General features: G+C 64.2%; 18 protein-coding genes. 13 read left to right on the top strand and 5 right to left on the bottom strand.

What is annotated here, in order from left to right:
• Positions 1–425 precede the first annotated feature (425 nt).
• From QM588_RS19105 to QM588_RS19135, 7 genes are all read left to right on the top strand, one after another.
• Positions 426–986: an alternate-type signal peptide domain-containing protein gene (locus QM588_RS19105; protein ID WP_032388975.1), complete on the top strand. Its 561-nt coding sequence runs from the start codon at positions 426–428 to the stop codon at positions 984–986.
• A gap of 2 nt (positions 987–988) precedes the next feature.
• Positions 989–1,543 (top strand): hypothetical protein, encoded by a 555-nt coding sequence (locus QM588_RS19110; RefSeq protein ID WP_032388976.1) that lies wholly within the window; start codon positions 989–991, stop codon positions 1,541–1,543.
• Positions 1,540–2,139 carry a signal peptidase I gene (locus QM588_RS19115; RefSeq protein WP_032388977.1) on the top strand — a complete coding sequence of 200 codons (600 nt, stop codon included), beginning with the start codon at positions 1,540–1,542 and terminating at the stop codon, positions 2,137–2,139. Before QM588_RS19110 ends, QM588_RS19115 begins: the two co-directional genes overlap by 4 nt.
• Entirely contained in the window at positions 2,136–2,645 is a 510-nt protein-coding gene (locus QM588_RS19120) for a hypothetical protein (protein WP_052066463.1), read from the top strand. Before QM588_RS19115 ends, QM588_RS19120 begins: the two co-directional genes overlap by 4 nt.
• Positions 2,645–3,277 (top strand): SipW-dependent-type signal peptide-containing protein, encoded by a 633-nt coding sequence (locus QM588_RS19125; protein WP_032388978.1) that lies wholly within the window; start codon positions 2,645–2,647, stop codon positions 3,275–3,277. Before QM588_RS19120 ends, QM588_RS19125 begins: the two co-directional genes overlap by 1 nt.
• A gap of 3 nt (positions 3,278–3,280) precedes the next feature.
• Positions 3,281–4,900 carry a signal peptidase I gene (locus QM588_RS19130; RefSeq protein ID WP_283315676.1) on the top strand — a complete coding sequence of 540 codons (1,620 nt, stop codon included), beginning with the start codon at positions 3,281–3,283 and terminating at the stop codon, positions 4,898–4,900.
• A gap of 90 nt (positions 4,901–4,990) precedes the next feature.
• Positions 4,991–5,431 (top strand): LGFP repeat-containing protein, encoded by a 441-nt coding sequence (locus QM588_RS19135; protein WP_283315677.1) that lies wholly within the window; start codon positions 4,991–4,993, stop codon positions 5,429–5,431.
• A gap of 67 nt (positions 5,432–5,498) precedes the next feature.
• Here the strand turns inward: QM588_RS19135 and QM588_RS19140 are convergent, their stop codons facing one another.
• Entirely contained in the window at positions 5,499–6,023 is a 525-nt protein-coding gene (locus tag QM588_RS19140) for a methylated-DNA--[protein]-cysteine S-methyltransferase (RefSeq protein ID WP_032388980.1), read from the bottom strand.
• Between the two features lie 90 nt (positions 6,024–6,113).
• Between QM588_RS19140 and yczR the strand changes: the two genes are divergently transcribed.
• Positions 6,114–7,595, top strand: a complete 1,482-nt coding sequence (yczR, locus tag QM588_RS19145) for a MocR-like transcription factor YczR (RefSeq protein ID WP_283315681.1) — start codon at positions 6,114–6,116, stop codon at positions 7,593–7,595.
• Positions 7,596–7,664: 69 nt separating this feature from the next.
• Here the strand turns inward: yczR and QM588_RS19150 are convergent, their stop codons facing one another.
• The gene (locus QM588_RS19150) at positions 7,665–8,741 is read right to left on the bottom strand and encodes a CaiB/BaiF CoA transferase family protein (RefSeq protein ID WP_283315683.1); all 1,077 of its coding nucleotides are present in this window, start codon (positions 8,739–8,741) and stop codon (positions 7,665–7,667) included.
• Positions 8,742–8,836: 95 nt separating this feature from the next.
• On the opposite strand from QM588_RS19150, the gene purT reads away from it, so the two are divergent.
• On the top strand, positions 8,837–10,033 hold the full coding sequence (gene purT / locus QM588_RS19155; protein ID WP_283315684.1) for a formate-dependent phosphoribosylglycinamide formyltransferase: 1,197 nt from the start codon (positions 8,837–8,839) through the stop codon (positions 10,031–10,033).
• Positions 10,034–10,043: 10 nt separating this feature from the next.
• Here purT and QM588_RS19160 read toward each other — a convergent pair whose 3' ends face one another.
• Positions 10,044–10,739 carry a CPBP family intramembrane glutamic endopeptidase gene (locus QM588_RS19160; protein WP_283315685.1) on the bottom strand — a complete coding sequence of 232 codons (696 nt, stop codon included), beginning with the start codon at positions 10,737–10,739 and terminating at the stop codon, positions 10,044–10,046.
• Between the two features lie 42 nt (positions 10,740–10,781).
• Between QM588_RS19160 and QM588_RS19165 the strand changes: the two genes are divergently transcribed.
• Positions 10,782–11,264, top strand: a complete 483-nt coding sequence (locus QM588_RS19165; protein ID WP_027494284.1) for a DUF456 domain-containing protein — start codon at positions 10,782–10,784, stop codon at positions 11,262–11,264.
• Here QM588_RS19165 and QM588_RS19170 read toward each other — a convergent pair.
• Positions 11,261–12,007: an amidohydrolase family protein gene (locus tag QM588_RS19170; RefSeq protein ID WP_283315687.1), complete on the bottom strand. Its 747-nt coding sequence runs from the start codon at positions 12,005–12,007 to the stop codon at positions 11,261–11,263. The two genes, QM588_RS19165 and QM588_RS19170, sit on opposite strands and share 4 nt — an antisense overlap.
• 55 nt (positions 12,008–12,062) lie before the next feature.
• On the opposite strand from QM588_RS19170, the gene QM588_RS19175 reads away from it, so the two are divergent.
• The gene (locus QM588_RS19175; RefSeq protein WP_283315689.1) at positions 12,063–12,932 is read left to right on the top strand and encodes an SMP-30/gluconolactonase/LRE family protein; all 870 of its coding nucleotides are present in this window, start codon (positions 12,063–12,065) and stop codon (positions 12,930–12,932) included.
• Positions 12,933–13,003: 71 nt separating this feature from the next.
• Here QM588_RS19175 and QM588_RS19180 read toward each other — a convergent pair whose 3' ends face one another.
• The gene (locus QM588_RS19180) at positions 13,004–14,389 is read right to left on the bottom strand and encodes an FAD-dependent oxidoreductase (RefSeq protein WP_283315690.1); all 1,386 of its coding nucleotides are present in this window, start codon (positions 14,387–14,389) and stop codon (positions 13,004–13,006) included.
• 304 nt (positions 14,390–14,693) lie between these two features.
• Between QM588_RS19180 and QM588_RS19185 the strand changes: the two genes are divergently transcribed.
• Together QM588_RS19185 and QM588_RS19190 are read left to right on the top strand one after the other, a co-directional pair.
• Positions 14,694–15,557: a TauD/TfdA dioxygenase family protein gene (locus tag QM588_RS19185; protein ID WP_283315691.1), complete on the top strand. Its 864-nt coding sequence runs from the start codon at positions 14,694–14,696 to the stop codon at positions 15,555–15,557.
• 64 nt (positions 15,558–15,621) lie between these two features.
• On the top strand, positions 15,622–16,149 hold the full coding sequence (locus QM588_RS19190) for an Rv0361 family membrane protein (RefSeq protein ID WP_283315693.1): 528 nt from the start codon (positions 15,622–15,624) through the stop codon (positions 16,147–16,149).
• Positions 16,150–16,190 lie beyond the last annotated feature (41 nt).

Here is a 16,190-nt window from a genome sequence, read left to right on the forward strand (position 1 = left end):
CCGTTACCGAAAAGCCCCGAGGCACACTGCCTCGGGGTTTTTTGCTGTCTTCCTGCGGTCCGAAGCCACTGAATTCGCCGATCGGGACAAAGAAACCTCAGGTCGGATTTCGCGCTGAACCGCAGTCGGCTCTTCGGGTTCAGACCACTGTCCAGACGTGGCGTGAAGTCCGATTCGACCGATTCCGGAAGCGCTTCATCTTTACAGTCATGTTGTAGATGTAACTGCCCGTATTGAGTCGGTCCACAAAATCGGGCATAAGAAAACTCTCGGACTTTTATCCCAATAGGGGTAACAGACCGCCCGGTTTAGGAGAAACAATGATCGACGCACCCTGTTGCGCAGCCCTTTTGACACAAGGGGCACCGACCCGTTGGGGTCCTCAACCGCCCTCTTCGTCAGGGCCACCGAAGAAAGTTGAAACAATGAACAAGGCAACCAAAGGCGCTGTAGCGGCGGGCGCGGCGGCGGTTCTGCTGCTCGGCGGTTTGGGATCGCTTGCTCTCTGGCAGGACGAAGAGACACTCGGTGGTGGAACGATCAACTCGGGCGAGCTCTACTTCGATCCGGTCGCGAACACGGCCAACTGGACCGAGACGACGTCCGGCACGTCCATTGGTGCCGACCCTTCCGGCTTCCTCATCGTGCCGGGCGACGTTCTCGAGTACACGACCGACTACAACGTCACCTGGGCCGGAGACAATCTTCTTGCCAGTATCACCGCCGATTTCGCCGACGTTACAGGTGATGCCGAGCTCCAAGCAGCTTTGGCCGGTGCAACTGTGTCAGTCAACGGTGGCGCGAACGTGCCGAACGGCGCTCCGGTGAGCCTGCCGCTCGGGGCTGCATCGCCCACTCTCATCACGGTCGCTGTCACGATCCCGTTCGATATCGGTACTGGCGGACTCATCGCGCAAGACGAGAGCGTCAGCCTCGCTGACATCGCCCTGACACTCGACCAGGTTCGTCCCGCTCCATTGCCGTGACGATGAAGCACGGCCGGTATTGGGCACTCGCAGCCGCGTCCGTCGCTGTGCTGGTCTTCGGATCAGCACAGACGACGGGCGCGCTGTGGCGTGACGAGGAAACACTCGATGGTGGCACCCTCGACTCCGGCACCTTGGACATCAAGCTCGGCCCGCAGGGGTCCGCCGAGGTGCAGAACTTCCCGATCCCGGGGCTGGGTAACGGGGTTCTCGCGCCCAACGGTTTCGCGCAAGCGCCACTGCTCATTCGCAACAACGGAACCACCCCGTTCGTCTTCCGGTTGCAAAACACTACTGTGAACGGCCCGTTGCCCTTCGTGCTCACGGCAAGCACCATCTCCAGCACTGGTTCATGCCCCGCCACCGGTGCGCCGACCGGAGCCTCGGTCCTGTACAACGCGAACGCCGCGGGTGCTCAAATACCGGTCGCACCCGCGGCGCGCCTCCTCGCACCCGGATCGAACGAGGTGTGGTGTTTTCGCCTCACCACGTCCGATTCACCACCCCAGACCGCCACATCCACGGTGACATTCTCCTTCCGAGCGGATCAGGCATGACCACCGACGACACCGACGTCATCCCAGTCGTCTCTGCGCGCGAGGACGAGGACGAACACACCGGGGCGTGGTGGTGGATCAGTCGCATGGTCTCCTACACGCTGTTGGCCGTCATGCTCGCCATTCTTGCTGCGACGGTGGTGATTCCGCGATTCACCGGTTCGACGCCGTACACGATCCTGACCTCGTCGATGCGTCCGACCTATCCGCCTGGTGAATTGATCGTCGTGCGACCGGTCGACCCGAGAGAGCTGACGGTGGGGACGCCGGTGACGTATCAGCTGCGGTCGAACGACCCCGAGGTGGTCACGCACAGAATCGTCGCCACCAGACAGAGCGGGCGCGGCGAGCAGACGTTCATCACCCGCGGTGACAACAACGGGTCCGACGACGAAAACCCAGTACAGATCGGGCAGATTCGCGGCGCGGTCTGGTATTCGCTCCCGTACATGGGATATGTCAACAACTGGCTGAACGGCGAACAACGGAAAATCACGGTGACCGTCATCGTCGTCGGTTTGGTCGGTTACGCGCTGGCGATGTTCATCGGAGCCGGCGTCGACCGGCACCGAACCCGCAGGGAACCGTCGACATGAAGCGCCGGACGTTTGTCGCGTGCACCGCAGCTTTCGCCGGAATCGCGGTCGTGTTGCTCCTCGGTGCCGGATCGACTCCCGCGCAGACGGTCAAGTACAGCGACGACGGGGAGAATTGGGCGACGAGCTTTCGGAGCCCGTTGTTCGACAACGACATTCGGTGGGTTCCCGGGGATGTGCGCGAATCGCAGTTTCACGTGTTCAACGACACCGACAAGGACGGCCGTGTCCGGCTCACCCTCGACAGCGACAATCCCGGGTTCCTTCGAGCTCTCACCATCTCCATCGGCGGCGGTGAACTGGTCGAATCGTGTGCACTGATCGCCATAGCGGCAGGGGAGAAGAATCGCATCGACGCCTCGGTTGCGATGGCCGAGTCGGCCGGCAACGACACCCGCACCTCCACTGCACGAATCGATCTGGTTCTGCAGTGGGAAAACAGTGATAGCGCCGCTTGCCCGGAAAATTCGGATGCGCGGACGGATATGGAAGGGGCGCAGCCCTGATGTCGCGTCACAGTGACACCGCCGGCCTGGAGGCGGTTCTGGCACGGTTCGGCTCCGCGCTCATCAGCGCTCGCGCTCGGGCCATCATGTCGATCGGCATCGTGCTCGGACTCGGCGCGGTGGGAACCCTTGCAGCATGGTCGGATTCAGCGATCGCCACGTCGGGTGTGTTCACGACGGGTCGACTCGACATCAAGGTGGGAAGTCCTGCCATCGACAACAATCCGTCTGCGTTCAGCACGACGCTGGCCAATCCTGCGATTTGGCCGGGAGATACAGTTGCGGCCGGGCTTCTGGTGACCAACGACGTGGGTTCGGTCGCCAATTCCTACACCATTTCTGTTCTGGCCAGCAATGCCACTCTCGGGAATCTTCTCAACTCTTCGGTGCACGCCGGTGCGCCTGTGTCCGGCGCATGTAGTGGAACCCCGATCAGCACGGTGACGGGACTCGGAACATCGAAAGTCTTCCCCGGTCTCAATCGGTCACTGATTGCGCGACCGACAACCGCCGTCATCGCTGGGCAGACCGATCAACTGTGCATCAGCGTGACCATGCCGACCGGGACAGCTCAGCCCAATCCCGTTGCTACCGGCACCATCACGTACACCATCACCGCGACGTCGACGTAGATCATGTCCGACACCCATGCCTCCGCTGACCGCCTCCGATCTCGCCCGCGTCTGCTGCGCGAGATAGCTCTGACCGTCGGCGCTGTCGCCGGACTCGTCTGTGTGCTGTTCGCGCTCACGGCGGTGTTCCTAGGAATTACTCCGCTGATCTTCCGGTCCGGGTCCATGGCCCCGGCCATCGACACCGGTGCTCTGGCGTTGAGCGAGACCACCCCGGCCGCGGAGATCGAGATCGGTGACATCGTCAAGGTCACCAACGCGTCGGGAGCAGCAATCACTCACCGGGTGGTCGAAATCGGGGCGGTCGGAACCGACAGCGCACAGCTGTTCCTGAAGGGGGACGCGAACGCCGAACCCGATGCCGAGAGCTACGTGGTGTCCGAAGCCGATCGTGTGTTCTTCAGCGTCGGGAAACTGGGCTACGCGGTCACCTGGCTCAGCGGTCCGGTCGCTGTGTTCATCGGCGGCATCGCCGTCGGCGCACTTCTCATGACCGCGTTCGGAGTTCGTAGGTCCACCGAGGAGGCTCCTGCGCAGCCCGACGACGACGATCGGAGGCAGGAACCGCGTAGTGGGCGGCACAGTGCACCGAAGCACGGCGCGTCCAGACTCGGTGTGGTGCTCGCGTTGGCGGCCATTTCGGCAGTTGGAATCAGTGCCTCGAACACTCCGACAACCCTTGCGGCGGGACAAGATAAGGCAACTGCGCTCAGTGGCACCTTCACCACAGCACTGCCGATCCCGGTACCGCAATCAATATTGTGCACCAACCGTGCTGGAGTTGCCGGACTCCTTGGTAACTACGTGACCTTGTCCTGGACGTCAGCGGGAGCGGGATTTACCTACAGGTGGACTATCCGTCAAGCTGGTCGATCGGATGTCACCGGCAGCGTCTCGACGAACTCGGTCGACCTTCAGAACGGACTTCTGCTCGGTGGCACCCGCACCGGTACCTGGATCTTCTCGGTCCAGACTATGTCCGGTACTCGATCGTCTACTGCCAGCGCCACCCAGGATGTAGCCATGAACGGGGGACTGCTGCCCAGCTCGCGGTGTGTGACGCCAGGCGTCGTCGCCCGCAGCGCCGCGCGGGCGATCGTTCCGGAAACCACCACCGAAGTCCCCACAGTGACGTCCCCGATCATTCCGGAGTCGACACTCGCACCGGCCCCAACGACGACGGATCCGTCGCTCACCGAGGAGTCCCCGGTTCCGTCGCCGGTCGAGGTTCCGCCGACGACGACGACCCCGTCGTCCACCACCGACTCACCCGCAGCGGTAGCCCCACCGCCGACCATCACGACCACGCCGCCGCTACCCGCGGCTCCGTCCGCACCGGTGGTCTCACCGTCGGGTGCGTCGGAGGCCCGGGTTGTGGATATCGACGGCTCTCCGACGCTGCAGATCGTCGACACCACCGGCACTGTTCAGTACAGCGCTCCCGCTACTTCCAGCGAGGCGTACGGCTATGGCGTCAACTGGTCAGCCGGGGATCAGCTGTGGTTGCTCGGACCGAATCAGCTGGTTCGGTTGGACGCGTCGGGTGGCAGTTGGTCCCGAACGGTGGTCGACCCAGCAGCGACGGATGAGGTCCCCGCCGAGATTCTGGCACTTCTCCGATAGCTGAGGCGCCACATATATCTCCGAATCGAAGTGCGCATTTGCGCAACGGGTGGATAATCGAGGCCAAGTAAAGCGACGGAGGGCCGGTCGATGACTGAAAATTACAATGGCTTGGAAGTTTTCAGCTACCAATTCGATCGGTTTGCTTACGAACACTCGTGGATCGGGGCGCAGACCGGCGAATTCATGCTGGGTCCGCAAGGGGGCGGCATGTTGGAGTTCACCCACGCGATGGTGTTCGCCCTCCCCGAGGGTGGTGCACACGAGGTGCATGGTCCGATACTGGCTTGGTACCTCGGTCACGGGGGACCCTATGGCGCACTTGGCTATCCGATCAGCAACGAGCGCCCGACACCCACCGGTTCCGGGCGGTACAACCTGTTCCAGCGGGGAGCGATCGGCTGGCTGCCGGATGCAGGTGCGTTCACCATCGGCGGTAAAGCGGAAGACTCGGAATTGAGTCCGGGCCCCGAGGCCGAAACGGTCTCGGCAGTCGACTCGTCGCTGTCCTCGCTCCACATCTCTGCCTGATTCATAAACTCCGTCCCCGTTTTTCACATTGTTTCCAGATATGCGGTCTTTTGTATCAGTAGGCAATTCAGAACAATGTCGGCTCGTCGAATCCTGCTACACCCTCGATGCCGAGAATTCGTTGTTTCGTATTTGCCCCGCCGGGAGCGGAGAAGCCGCCTACTTCTCGGCCCGCGCCGAGGACGCGATGGCACGGAACGATGATCGGCACCGGGTTGCGGCCCAGTGCCCCGCCCACCGCCTGGGCCGCGCCCGGCAGCCCGAGACGGCGCGCGATGTCTCCGTACGTCAGCGTCGCGCCCCGGGGAATCGCGCTGCACACGGTGTAGACCGAGGCGTCGAACGCCGAAACCTCGAGCACCAGCGGGATCGGGCTCATGTCCACGGCGCGGCCGGCGAGAAGCGCCACGATTCGATCGATCGCGTCCGCGGCGAGAGCATCGACCGGACCTCGGGTAGCGCCGAAGCCGGCCAGGTAATCGAACATGGCCTCGTCCGACGGCTCGGGTAATGCCACGGCAATCACGCCGTCCGCGCTCCAGGCAAGACCGCATCGGCCGATGGCCGTGTCGAAGAGGGTGCTGCTCGGCATGGGTCGAGTATCCACCGGACGTCGACGGGCAGTCCAGTCGAACGTGTAATGGACTTGAAAGTTCGATGCCAGTGGGTGAATATGGGCTGTATGGCCTCCAGAGTGCTCAATGCAACGTCACTGGCCCGCGATCTCGGTAGCTGGCGCGCCGACGCGACCGCGGATGGATCCGGTAAGCGCAAGGCCTCGCGTCCGACGTATCGGGCGTTGGCGGACGGCGTTCGCCTGCTCATTCACGACGGCCGGATTCCGCTAGGCGTCGGGCTGCCGAGCGAACGCGATCTGTCTGCCGCCCTGGATCTGAGCCGTACGACGATTACCTCCTCGTATTCGGTGTTGCGCGACGAGGGATATCTGATCAGCAAGCAGGGCTCTCGCAGTACGGTCGCGTTGCCCGCTGCCCCCACCCCGAACGGGCTGCTGATTCAGTCTACGTCGCCGTCGGGACCGGTGGTGGATATGTCTCATGCTGCGATGTCGGCCGCGGACGGAACGATGACAGCTGCGTACGAATCTGCGCTGCAGGCACTTCCGACGTATCTACCGACGCACGGTATGGAGCCCATCGGCCTGGCGGTGTTGCGGGAGGCCATTGCGCAGCGCTTCGTCGAACGTGGCCTACCGACAACCGCGGACCAGATCATGGTGACATCCGGTGCGCAGCAAGCGGTTCGGCTGTTGCTCGGCACATTGACCTCACCCGGCGATCGCGTGTTGATCGATCACCCCACGTATCCCAACGCACTCGAAGCCATCAGACGCGTGGGGGCTCGGCCCGTGCCGGTGCCGGTGCGCCCCGCCGAGGGCGACTGGGATCTCGACGGAATCCGTAGCGCTGCACGGCAAACGGCAGCAAAAGTGGCGTATCTGATTCCGGATTTCCACAACCCGACAGGGCAGGTGCTCGACGCCGAGGGCAGGGCCGAACTTGCGCGCATCACTCGCGACACCCGGATGACGCTCATCGTCGACGAGACCATGGTGGACCTGTGGCTCGACGCACCTCCGCCGCCCCCGGTCGCATCGTTCGGGCGGGTCTCCGGCTCGGACATCGTCACCATCGGTTCGGCGTCCAAGTCCTTCTGGGGCGGCCTACGGATCGGTTGGATCAGGGCGCACCCGTCGTTGGTTTCGCAGCTCGCGGGTTCGCGGGCAGCTCACGACCTGGGTACGTCGATCATGGACCAGCTTGCGTCGTCGTTCCTTCTCCAAGATGCGGAACCCGCCCTCGATCTGCGTCGTTCGCAACTGCGTGAGCGTCGTGAAGTTCTCGAAGATGCTCTCGCCGAACATGTTCCGGAGTGGAAGTACCGGCGCTCGGAGGGCGGGATGTCGCTGTGGCTTCAGCTCCCCGCTCCGGTATCGAGTGCGCTGGCCGCTACTGCGCCTGCGTTCGGGGCAGTATTGGCCGCCGGTCCGCGGTTCGGAGTCGAGGGTGCGTTCGAGCGCTATCTCCGGCTGCCGTACACCCGTGAGCCGCAAGAACTTCGGGCTGCAGTTGCGGCCACTGCCGCGGCGTATCGAGCCTTGGCCCCGAGCGTCGAATCCGAACAGCCGGCCCTGGTCTTTTGACCGCGAGCTCGACGTTATGGACGAGAATCAGCCGAAAGGCGTCCATAACTTCGAGTTCGGCGCAAGCAATCAGGCCCAGACGGATGCGATGTCGGTCGCCGTGGCCGGCGGTGGCGTCGGGACTCCGTTTTCGGTGCGGGAGAACCGCGGTGCCGGTCGGTGCTGCGTCACGCCACCGATGTCGATGAGCGAGTCTCGGTCCTTCATATGTGGGTGGTTCGGGGCCTCGGCGAAGGTGAGCACGGGGGAGACGCAGGCGTCGGTGCCGTCGAAGACCGCGGCCCATTCGTCGCGAGTCTTGGTCAGGAATGTCGCGGTGAACTTCTCGCGCAGCTCCGGCCAGCGCGACTTGTCCATCTGTGACGGTAGATCCGCATCGGAGAGACCGAGTCCGGCTACGAGCTGAGCGTAGAACTGTGGTTCGAGGGACCCGACCGCCATGTACTTGCCGTCCGACGTCTCGTACGTGTCGTAGAACGGTGCGCCGGTATCGAGCAGGTTGACGCCGCGGTCGTCGCTCCATGCTCCGACGCCTCGCCAGGCCCAGATCATGTGCGACAGTGCCGCGGTGCCGTCGACCATGGCCGCGTCGACGACCTGTCCCTGTCCCGAATTCTGTCGTTCGTAGAGCGCCGCCATGATGCCGAAGACGAGGAACATCGATCCGCCGCCGAAATCGCCGACCATGTTCATCGGTGGCACCGGTCGTTCGCCGTCGCGGCCGATGGCGTTGAGGACGCCCGTGACGGAGATGTAGTTGATGTCGTGGCCGGCGGTCTGTGCCCAGGGGCCTTCCTGCCCCCAGCCGGTCATGCGGCCGTAGACCAGGCGCGGGTTGCGGGCCAGGGCGTCGTCGGGCCCGAGACCGAGTCGCTCGGTGACACCGGGGCGGAACCCCTCGATCAGCACGTCGGCGCGCTCGACGAGGCCGAGAACCTTCTCGATGTCGGCGGGGTCCTTGAGGTTCGCTTCGACAATAGTGCGGCTGCGCAGCTGGTGGTCGTGTGGAGAGACCTGCCCGGCGCGCTGGACGCGGACGACGTCTGCGCCGAGGTCGGCCAGCAGCAGTGCGGCGTGCGGGCCGGGTCCGATCCCTGCGAGTTCGACGACGCGGAGCCCTGCGAGCGGTCCACCAGTGTTAGCCACGTTTGTTGCCTCGTTCCGTCTCGTCAGCTGCGATAGTGAATGGAGACTAACGTGTACTAGGGCGTCCAAGTGATGTGGGTGTGGATAATAAGGCTGTGACTGCCCCAGATTCCGTCCGCATCGGTACTCCACTGACCCCCGGTGCCACCCGGGTCATGCTCCTCGGGGCAGGTGAGCTGGGCAAAGAGGTCATCATTGCGTTCCAGCGCCTCGGTGTCGAGGTGATTGCCGTCGACCGTTACGACAACGCCCCGGGCCATCAGGTGGCGCATCACGCGTACACGATCGACATGAGCGATCCCGAAGAGCTGCTGGCCCTGATCGACGCTCAGCAGCCGGACTTCGTCGTCCCGGAGATCGAAGCCATTGCCACCGATGCTCTCGCCGAGGTGGAGGCCAAAGGGCGCTCGGTGGTCATTCCCACAGCGCGTGCAACGCAATTGACGATGAATCGCGAAGGAATCAGGCGGCTCGCGGCCGAGGAACTCGGTCTGCCCACCTCGCCGTACGCGTTTGCCGATTCGTTGGGCGAGGTCCGACAAGCGTTGTCCCGCATAGGCTTCCCTGCCGTCATCAAGCCGGTGATGTCCTCGTCCGGTAAGGGGCAGTCGGTGGTACGGACCGAAGCCGACGTCGAGACGGCGTGGGACTACGCGTTGAAGGGCGGTCGAGTCGACCTGGGCCGCGTCATCGTCGAGGGATTCGTCGATTTCGATTACGAGATAACACTTCTCACCGTGCGCGCGACCGACGGGACGTCGTTCTGCGAGCCGATCGGCCACCTGCAGGAGTCGGGCGACTACATCGAATCCTGGCAGCCGCAACCGATGTCCGACGCGGCACTCGCGTCGGCGCGCGAGGTGGCCGAGAGAATCACGACGGCACTCGGTGGTCGGGGACTGTTCGGCGTGGAGCTGTTCGTGCAGGGCGACAACGTCTACTTCTCCGAGGTCAGCCCCCGGCCGCACGATACCGGCCTGGTAACGCTTCGGACGCAACGGTTCTCGGAGTTCGAGCTGCACGCCCGCGCCGTTCTGGGGCTGCCGATCGACACGACGCTGCTCTCGCCGGGAGCATCGGCAGTCATCTACGGCGGCGTCGATGCGGACGGCATCGCGTTCGAAGGCGTCGCCGATGCCCTTGCGGTTCCCGAAACCGACCTTCGACTGTTCGGCAAGCCCACCAGCTTCGTCCGGCGGCGAATGGGTGTTGCGGTGTCGACGGCGTCGGACATCGAGACTGCGCGGGCTCGGGCCCGCGAGGCAGCAGGCAAGGTTCGACCGACCGTCTAGATCGCGCCGTCTAGATTGCGGCCACCACCGCGGCGGTAGCAAGGGCGTTGTTCATCGTGTGCAGTGCGATGCCCGGAATCAACGATCGGTGCAGCCGAACCAGCAGGGCCGCAGCGGAGCCTATGCAGACCATGATCAGCGCGATGGCGGGCAGCACGTGTACGGCCCCGAAACACAGTGCGGATGCGAGAACCGCGATCTGCCATCGTGTTCTGGTTTCGAACCACCCGAAGATCACCCGGCGGAAGAGGACTTCCTCGAGTACCGGTGCGATCAGCACAGTGCAGGCGATGGTCAGGATTCCGGCGACCACACCCACGTCGAGTGCATCGAGAGTCGACGCGCTTCCGCCGGCATCGGAGGCGGGAGCTATGTCGACAGCGCCGGCGAGTGCAATGCCGACGCCCATGGCGGCGATCCACGCGACGGGTACTTCCCACAGCAGGTGCCACAGCGATCGTGGACCCGACGTGAGCTGCAGATCCTTCCACGTCCAGCCGCGGCGACTCAGCGACTGCCACAAGGCAACTGCGAACACCGCCGTCGCCAGCGGAATGGCGTAGCCGAGTACCCAATTCAGGTCGAACACACCGACGAGAAGCACGACCGCGGCCACCACAGCGATGGCACCGATGAGCAGGCTGCCGATGGACAGCAGGGCGTCGCCGCCGGAAACAGGACGTTCGAAAGTCGCGGTTCGGGGCACAGGCATCAACTTACCGGCGATCGGCGTGCACACTTGACCACCATGAGCGCTCTCGGAGAAATACTGGTCGGCCTGGTGATTCTGGTCGGCCTCGTCGGCATCGTCGTGCCCGTGCTGCCGGGCACCATCTTGATATTCGCGGCTGTTGCGGTGTGGGCGTGGGTAACCGGCGGCACGGCCGCGTGGACGGTGTTCGGCATCGCGACGGTGCTGCTGGTGCTGAGCGGCGTCGTGAAGTACACCTGGCCGGGCCGCCGGATGCGGGAGGCCGGAGTGCCGATGCGGTCGCTGATCGTCGGCGGCCTGCTCGGCATCGTCGGCTTCTTCGTCATTCCCGTGGTGGGTCTGTTCATCGGTTTCATCGCCGGCGTCTACGTGGCCGAACTACCCAGGCACCGCAACCATTCCGAGGCCTGGCGATCGACCGTGCATGCGACCAAGGCGGCCGGGCTGTCGATCCTGGTGGAACTGTTCGGCGCGTTGCTCGCCTCGGCGGTGTGGCTCGGCGGGGCCTTGTTGATCTAAGGGACCCGATACCAAGTCCGGGCATTACCGTCGAGAACGGCGGGGAGGTCGCCGCCGACTGCCCCGGAGATGATGTCGATGTCGGTCTCGGAGAACGGCCGTGGGGCTCGCGTACCGGGCAGGTCGGTGCCGAACAGCAGGGCCTCCGGGTTCACACGGTGGATCTGCTGCAGGGTGTCGACGATGTCGAGATCAACCCGGCCGAATCCTGTTGCTTTGACGCGTACTCCACGGTCGACCAGATTCAACAGATAGGGAAGTCCCTGCGTCGACAGTCCCAGATGGTCGATGCTCACCGCCGGTAGTTTCGCGAGGATCGGCTCGAGCGAGAGCAGCAGGGTCGCATCGACGTACAGCTCGGCGTGCCAGCCCACCAGTTCGTGCACTCGTCGGGCCTGCGTGGTGAGCATCTCGACGTCGGTCTCACCGCGTTTGAGGTTGAATCGCATTGCTCGCACGCCTGCCTCGTCGAGGGCAACGATCTCTTCGTCGGTGCACCCCGGATCGAGCTGGGCCACCCCCACCCAACCGCGCCCGAGCGTCTCCAATGCGGCCAATAGATAGCTCTGATCGGTGCCTTGGAACGATGCGGTGACCACGGCACCGCCGGTAATCCCGAGCCCGTCGACGTCGTAGAGATAGTTCGAGACGGTGTACGGATCCGGCGTGTATCCCTGGTTCTCGATCAGCGGAAATCTGGGGTCGATGATGTGTAGGTGGGCGTCGAACACGGGTCCCAGCATGCCAGCTCGCCGATTCGCCGTCGCGGCGACCTGACGCGGTGTTTGAATGCGAAATATGAAACCGGAGACCACCGTCGTTCTCGACGGATACACATACTTCGAATGTCCCCGCTGGCACGACGGGAGGATCTGGGTATCGGACTTCTACAGCCATCGCGTCGTATCCGCTCTCGAGGACGGTTCCGATGTGCGAGTCGAAGCCGAGGTGCCCAATCAGCCGTCGGGCCTGGGCTGGCTACCCGACGGGCGGCTGCTGATCGTCTCGATGCGCGATTACAAACTGCTACTACGCGAGCACGACGGGTCGCTGACCGTCCACGCCGATCTGTCGACGTACGTGAAGGCGAACCTCAACGACATGCTCGTCGACGCGCAGGGACGCGCGTACATCGGCAATTTCGGCTTCGATCTGATGAACTTCGCACCCGTCGAGACGGCCGACCTGATTCGCGTCGATCCGGACGGGTCCGCACACGTGGTGGCATCGGATCTGTATTTCCCCAACGGAATGGCGTTCACCGATTCCGGTGAACTGCTCGTCGACGAGACGGTCGGGAACCGGGTCAGTGCGTTCGACATCGCCGAGGACGGATCACTGGGGGAGCGGCGCGACTGGGCGACATTCGGTGAGCCGCCGTCGTCGACGGACATGGCAACGGCCATGAGTGAGGTGAAGGTGGCCGCCGACGGCTGCTGCATCGACACCGACGGCACGATGTGGATCGCCGACGCGCTCGGGCAGCGCGTGTTGCACGTCGCGCCTGGCGGAGAGGTTCTCGAGCAGCTCGACTTCGCTCTCGGAGTGTTCGCGTGCGGACTCGGCGGATCCGACGGTCGCACGCTGTTCGTCTGTGCTGCACCGGATTTCAACGAGCATCAGCGCAAGATCGAAACCGAGGGAAAGTTGCTGGCGGTTCGGGTGTAGAGCGCTCCGCGCATGTGAGTGGAAACTCGTAGCCTGCTACGCGTTTCCACTCACATGCGGCGCCAGCCGCTCTACGCCTTGTCGGGCTCGGAGGCCTTCAGCATGTCCTCACGCTCGACGACCTTGACGCGTTCGCGGCCTTCTTCTTCACCCAGTGAACGCTCGTGGGCGTCGAGGCGGTACCAGCCGTCCCAGGTGGTGAACGGAACCTGCTTGCCTTCGAGGAACGAGGTCACGGCATCGAGGTCCGGCTCGGCCGCACCGGCGAAGCTCGGCGCATCCTCGAGCAGGTTCGCGACGGTCTCGTTGGCGTCGCCCTTGGTGTGACCGATGAGGCCGACGGGTCCGCGCTTGATCCAGCCCGTGACGTACGTGGCGGGGACGGGTGTGGTGGAGTGCGGCGATTCGACGACGCGTCCGGCCTCGTTGGGGATGGTGCCTGCCTGCTCGTCGAACGGGAGCTGGCTGATGTTCTGGCTCAGGTAGCCGACGGCGCGGTAGACGGCCTGGACATCCCAGTCGTTGTACTTGCCGGTGCCGCGGACGTTGCCGGTGCCGTCGAGCTCGGTGCGCTCGGTGCGCAGACCGACGACCTTGCCGTCCGCACCGAGTACCTCGTGCGGGGACTCGAAGAAGTGCAGGAACAGCTTGTGCGGTCGGCTGCCGACGTCGCGGATGGCCCAGTCCTGCAGGGTGTTGGCGACCATGTCGATCTGCTTGGAGCTGCGGCGAGCCTGCTCGGAACCCTCGTCGTAGTCGATGTCCTCGGGTGCGACGATGACCTCGATGTTCGGCGAATGGTCGAGCTCGCGCAGTTCGAGCGGGGTGAACTTGGCCTGAGCCGGTCCGCGGCGGCCGAAGACGTGCACCTCGAGGGCCTTGTTGGCCTTGAGGCCTTCGTAGACGTTGGCGGGGATTTCGGTGGGCAGCAGTTCGTCGCCGGTCTTGGCCAGCACGCGTGCGACGTCGAGGGCCACGTTGCCAACGCCCAGGACGGCGACCTTCTCGGCCTCGAGCGGCCAGGTGCGCGGCACGTCGGGGTGGCCGTCGTACCAGGAGACGAAGTCGGCGGCGCCGTAGCTGCCCTCGAGGTCGATGCCGGGGATGTTCAGTGCGCGGTCCGCGTTGGCTCCGGTGGAGAAGATGACCGCGTCGTAGAAGCGGCGCAGGTCGTCGAGGTTGATGTCGGTGCCGTAGTCGATGTTGCCGAGCAGGCGCACCTGGGGCTTGTCGAGCACCTTGTGCAGCGCGGTGATGATGCCCTTGATACGTGGGTGGTCAGGGGCGACGCCGTAGCGAATGAGCCCGAACGGGGCCGGCATCCGCTCGAAGAGGTCGATGCTCACGCCCGGTCCGCTGACATTGTGGTCGGACTTCATGAGCGCGTCGGCGGCGTAGATGCCTGCCGGTCCGGCACCGACGATGGCGACGCGGAGTGGACGAGTCTGATCAGTCATGTGCAGCGAGCTACCTTCTTCGAGGGAAGTGCGGACACCCCAGCATAAATTAAGGACTACCTGAGCTGGGGCAGTGGGCAACTTGCCGTATTCCCCGGGTTCCGGTAGGAATTGACCCGTGCAGACGACATACCTGGTCCGGCGGTTCACCGTCGACTTCTGTCGCACCTGCACCAACATGTGCTGTCGGTGACCTGACCCGACGCCCAATCCCTGTTTCCCGACGTCGTCGGGGCGGGATCCCTCCCTCGACGGCCGTGCCGCGACTGATCGGCGCACCGCTGTCTCTCGGATTCGAGGACACATGACCACTCTGGAACAGACTGTTTCGCTCACTCTCGACAAGTTCGGCCCCAGCTTCGGTGCCGAAGTCATCGGTCTCGATGTCGCCACCGCCTCCGACGCCGAAGTTCGCGCTGTCCGGACGGCACTCGTCGAACACAAGGTTCTGGTGCTGCGAGGGCAGTCCATCGACGACGCAGGCCACATCGAGTTCGGCCGCCGGCTCGGTGACCTCACCGCCGGTCACCCCGTGCACGACAGCGGCCACGTCGCCCCTGAGGTCTACGCCCTCGACAGTCAGGACAACGGTTTCGCCGACGTCTGGCACACCGACGTGACATTCATGGAGCGCCCGCCGATGGGGTCGATCCTGCGGCCCGTCGTCCTGCCACCGCACGGCGGCGACACCAACTGGGCCGACAGTCAACTCGCCTACGAGTCGTTGTCCGCGCCGGTACGTCGAATGATCGACGGGCTCAGCGCAATTCACGACGGTAACCGTGAGTTCGGCTACTACCTCGCGCAGAAGCGCGGCGGTAAGGGCAACGTGTGGGACGGCAAGGAAGTGACCGCGCTGGTCCCCGTCGAACATCCCGTCGTGCGGGTGCACCCGGAAACCGGCCGCAAGGGGCTGTTCGTCAATCCTGGTTTCACCTCGCACATCGTGGGGGTCTCGGAGGCCGAGAGTCGCGGAATCCTGGATCTGCTGTATGCGCACCTGACCAAGCCCGAGCACATCGTGCGTCACCGTTGGCGCCTGGGTGATCTGGTGCTGTGGGACAACCGCAGCACCTCGCACTACGCCAACCGCGATTACGGCACCGAGCACCGCAAGATGCACCGCATCACGTTGAAGGGCGACATCCCCGTCGGGCCCTCTCTCTGAAGGGTCCTACTCACTGAAGGACCCAGCTGAACACAAACCCGTCGGATCGAGGAAGATTGCCTACATGGCGTCGTGGAGTGAACGTAGGCAGCAGTGGGTCGACAGTCGTGAGGAAGCGCGCAACAACGCATCCCAGGCGGCTGCCGACTCCGGTGAGCAGCGTCCGCCCAACGCGTGGCCGTTCATCATCGCCGCGGGCATCGTCGTGGTTCTGCTCGTCGGCATATTCGCGGCGTCGAAGTTCGCACCCGCGGAGGACAACGTGACGCAGGCGCAGCTGCTCACCGACGCCGTCGACGGCTTCCTCGAAGCGCAGAACAGCGGTGACGCGGACCTGCTGCGTGCCAACACGTGCGCCGATCAGGTCGAGCGTCTCGTTCCCGGCGACGATGCCCAGTACCGCACCGACCGCGCAGGCGAAGTGGAACGCAACGGCGAGACGTCGATCGACGGAGTGCCCACGGGGTACGAGGTCAACGGCGACCGCGGCATCGTCACGGTACCGCTGAAGGAAGAGAAATCCGGAGCGCAGACCGACGACGAATGGAAGTTCGTGCGGGTGAACGACACGTGGTTGGTGTGCAATGTCTGATCTCGGTATGTGTGACGTAACGGCAAGTGACGGAAGGCTGA

It is taken from the genome of Rhodococcus sp. IEGM 1354 (assembly GCF_030056855.1).
Lineage (GTDB): Bacteria > Actinomycetota > Actinomycetes > Mycobacteriales > Mycobacteriaceae > Rhodococcoides.

Excerpts from the sequence above, each read along its gene's own strand:
- QM588_RS19185 (WP_283315691.1), top strand. The coding sequence starts at position 14,694 with ATGACCACTCTGGAACAGACTGTTTCGCTCACTCTCGACAAGTTCGGC.
- QM588_RS19110 (WP_032388976.1), top strand. The coding sequence starts at position 989 with ATGAAGCACGGCCGGTATTGGGCACTCGCAGCCGCGTCCGTCGCTGTG.
- QM588_RS19190 (WP_283315693.1), top strand. The coding sequence starts at position 15,622 with ATGGCGTCGTGGAGTGAACGTAGGCAGCAGTGGGTCGACAGTCGTGAG.
- QM588_RS19170 (WP_283315687.1), bottom strand. The coding sequence starts at position 12,007 with ATGCTGGGACCCGTGTTCGACGCCCACCTACACATCATCGACCCCAGA.
- yczR (WP_283315681.1), top strand. The coding sequence starts at position 6,114 with ATGGCCTCCAGAGTGCTCAATGCAACGTCACTGGCCCGCGATCTCGGT.
- QM588_RS19135 (WP_283315677.1), top strand. The coding sequence starts at position 4,991 with ATGACTGAAAATTACAATGGCTTGGAAGTTTTCAGCTACCAATTCGAT.
- QM588_RS19120 (WP_052066463.1), top strand. The coding sequence starts at position 2,136 with ATGAAGCGCCGGACGTTTGTCGCGTGCACCGCAGCTTTCGCCGGAATC.
- QM588_RS19140 (WP_032388980.1), bottom strand. The coding sequence starts at position 6,023 with ATGCCGAGCAGCACCCTCTTCGACACGGCCATCGGCCGATGCGGTCTT.
- QM588_RS19175 (WP_283315689.1), top strand. The coding sequence starts at position 12,063 with ATGAAACCGGAGACCACCGTCGTTCTCGACGGATACACATACTTCGAA.
- QM588_RS19180 (WP_283315690.1), bottom strand. The coding sequence starts at position 14,389 with ATGACTGATCAGACTCGTCCACTCCGCGTCGCCATCGTCGGTGCCGGA.
- QM588_RS19130 (WP_283315676.1), top strand. The coding sequence starts at position 3,281 with ATGTCCGACACCCATGCCTCCGCTGACCGCCTCCGATCTCGCCCGCGT.
- QM588_RS19105 (WP_032388975.1), top strand. The coding sequence starts at position 426 with ATGAACAAGGCAACCAAAGGCGCTGTAGCGGCGGGCGCGGCGGCGGTT.
- QM588_RS19125 (WP_032388978.1), top strand. The coding sequence starts at position 2,645 with ATGTCGCGTCACAGTGACACCGCCGGCCTGGAGGCGGTTCTGGCACGG.
- QM588_RS19115 (WP_032388977.1), top strand. The coding sequence starts at position 1,540 with ATGACCACCGACGACACCGACGTCATCCCAGTCGTCTCTGCGCGCGAG.
- QM588_RS19165 (WP_027494284.1), top strand. The coding sequence starts at position 10,782 with ATGAGCGCTCTCGGAGAAATACTGGTCGGCCTGGTGATTCTGGTCGGC.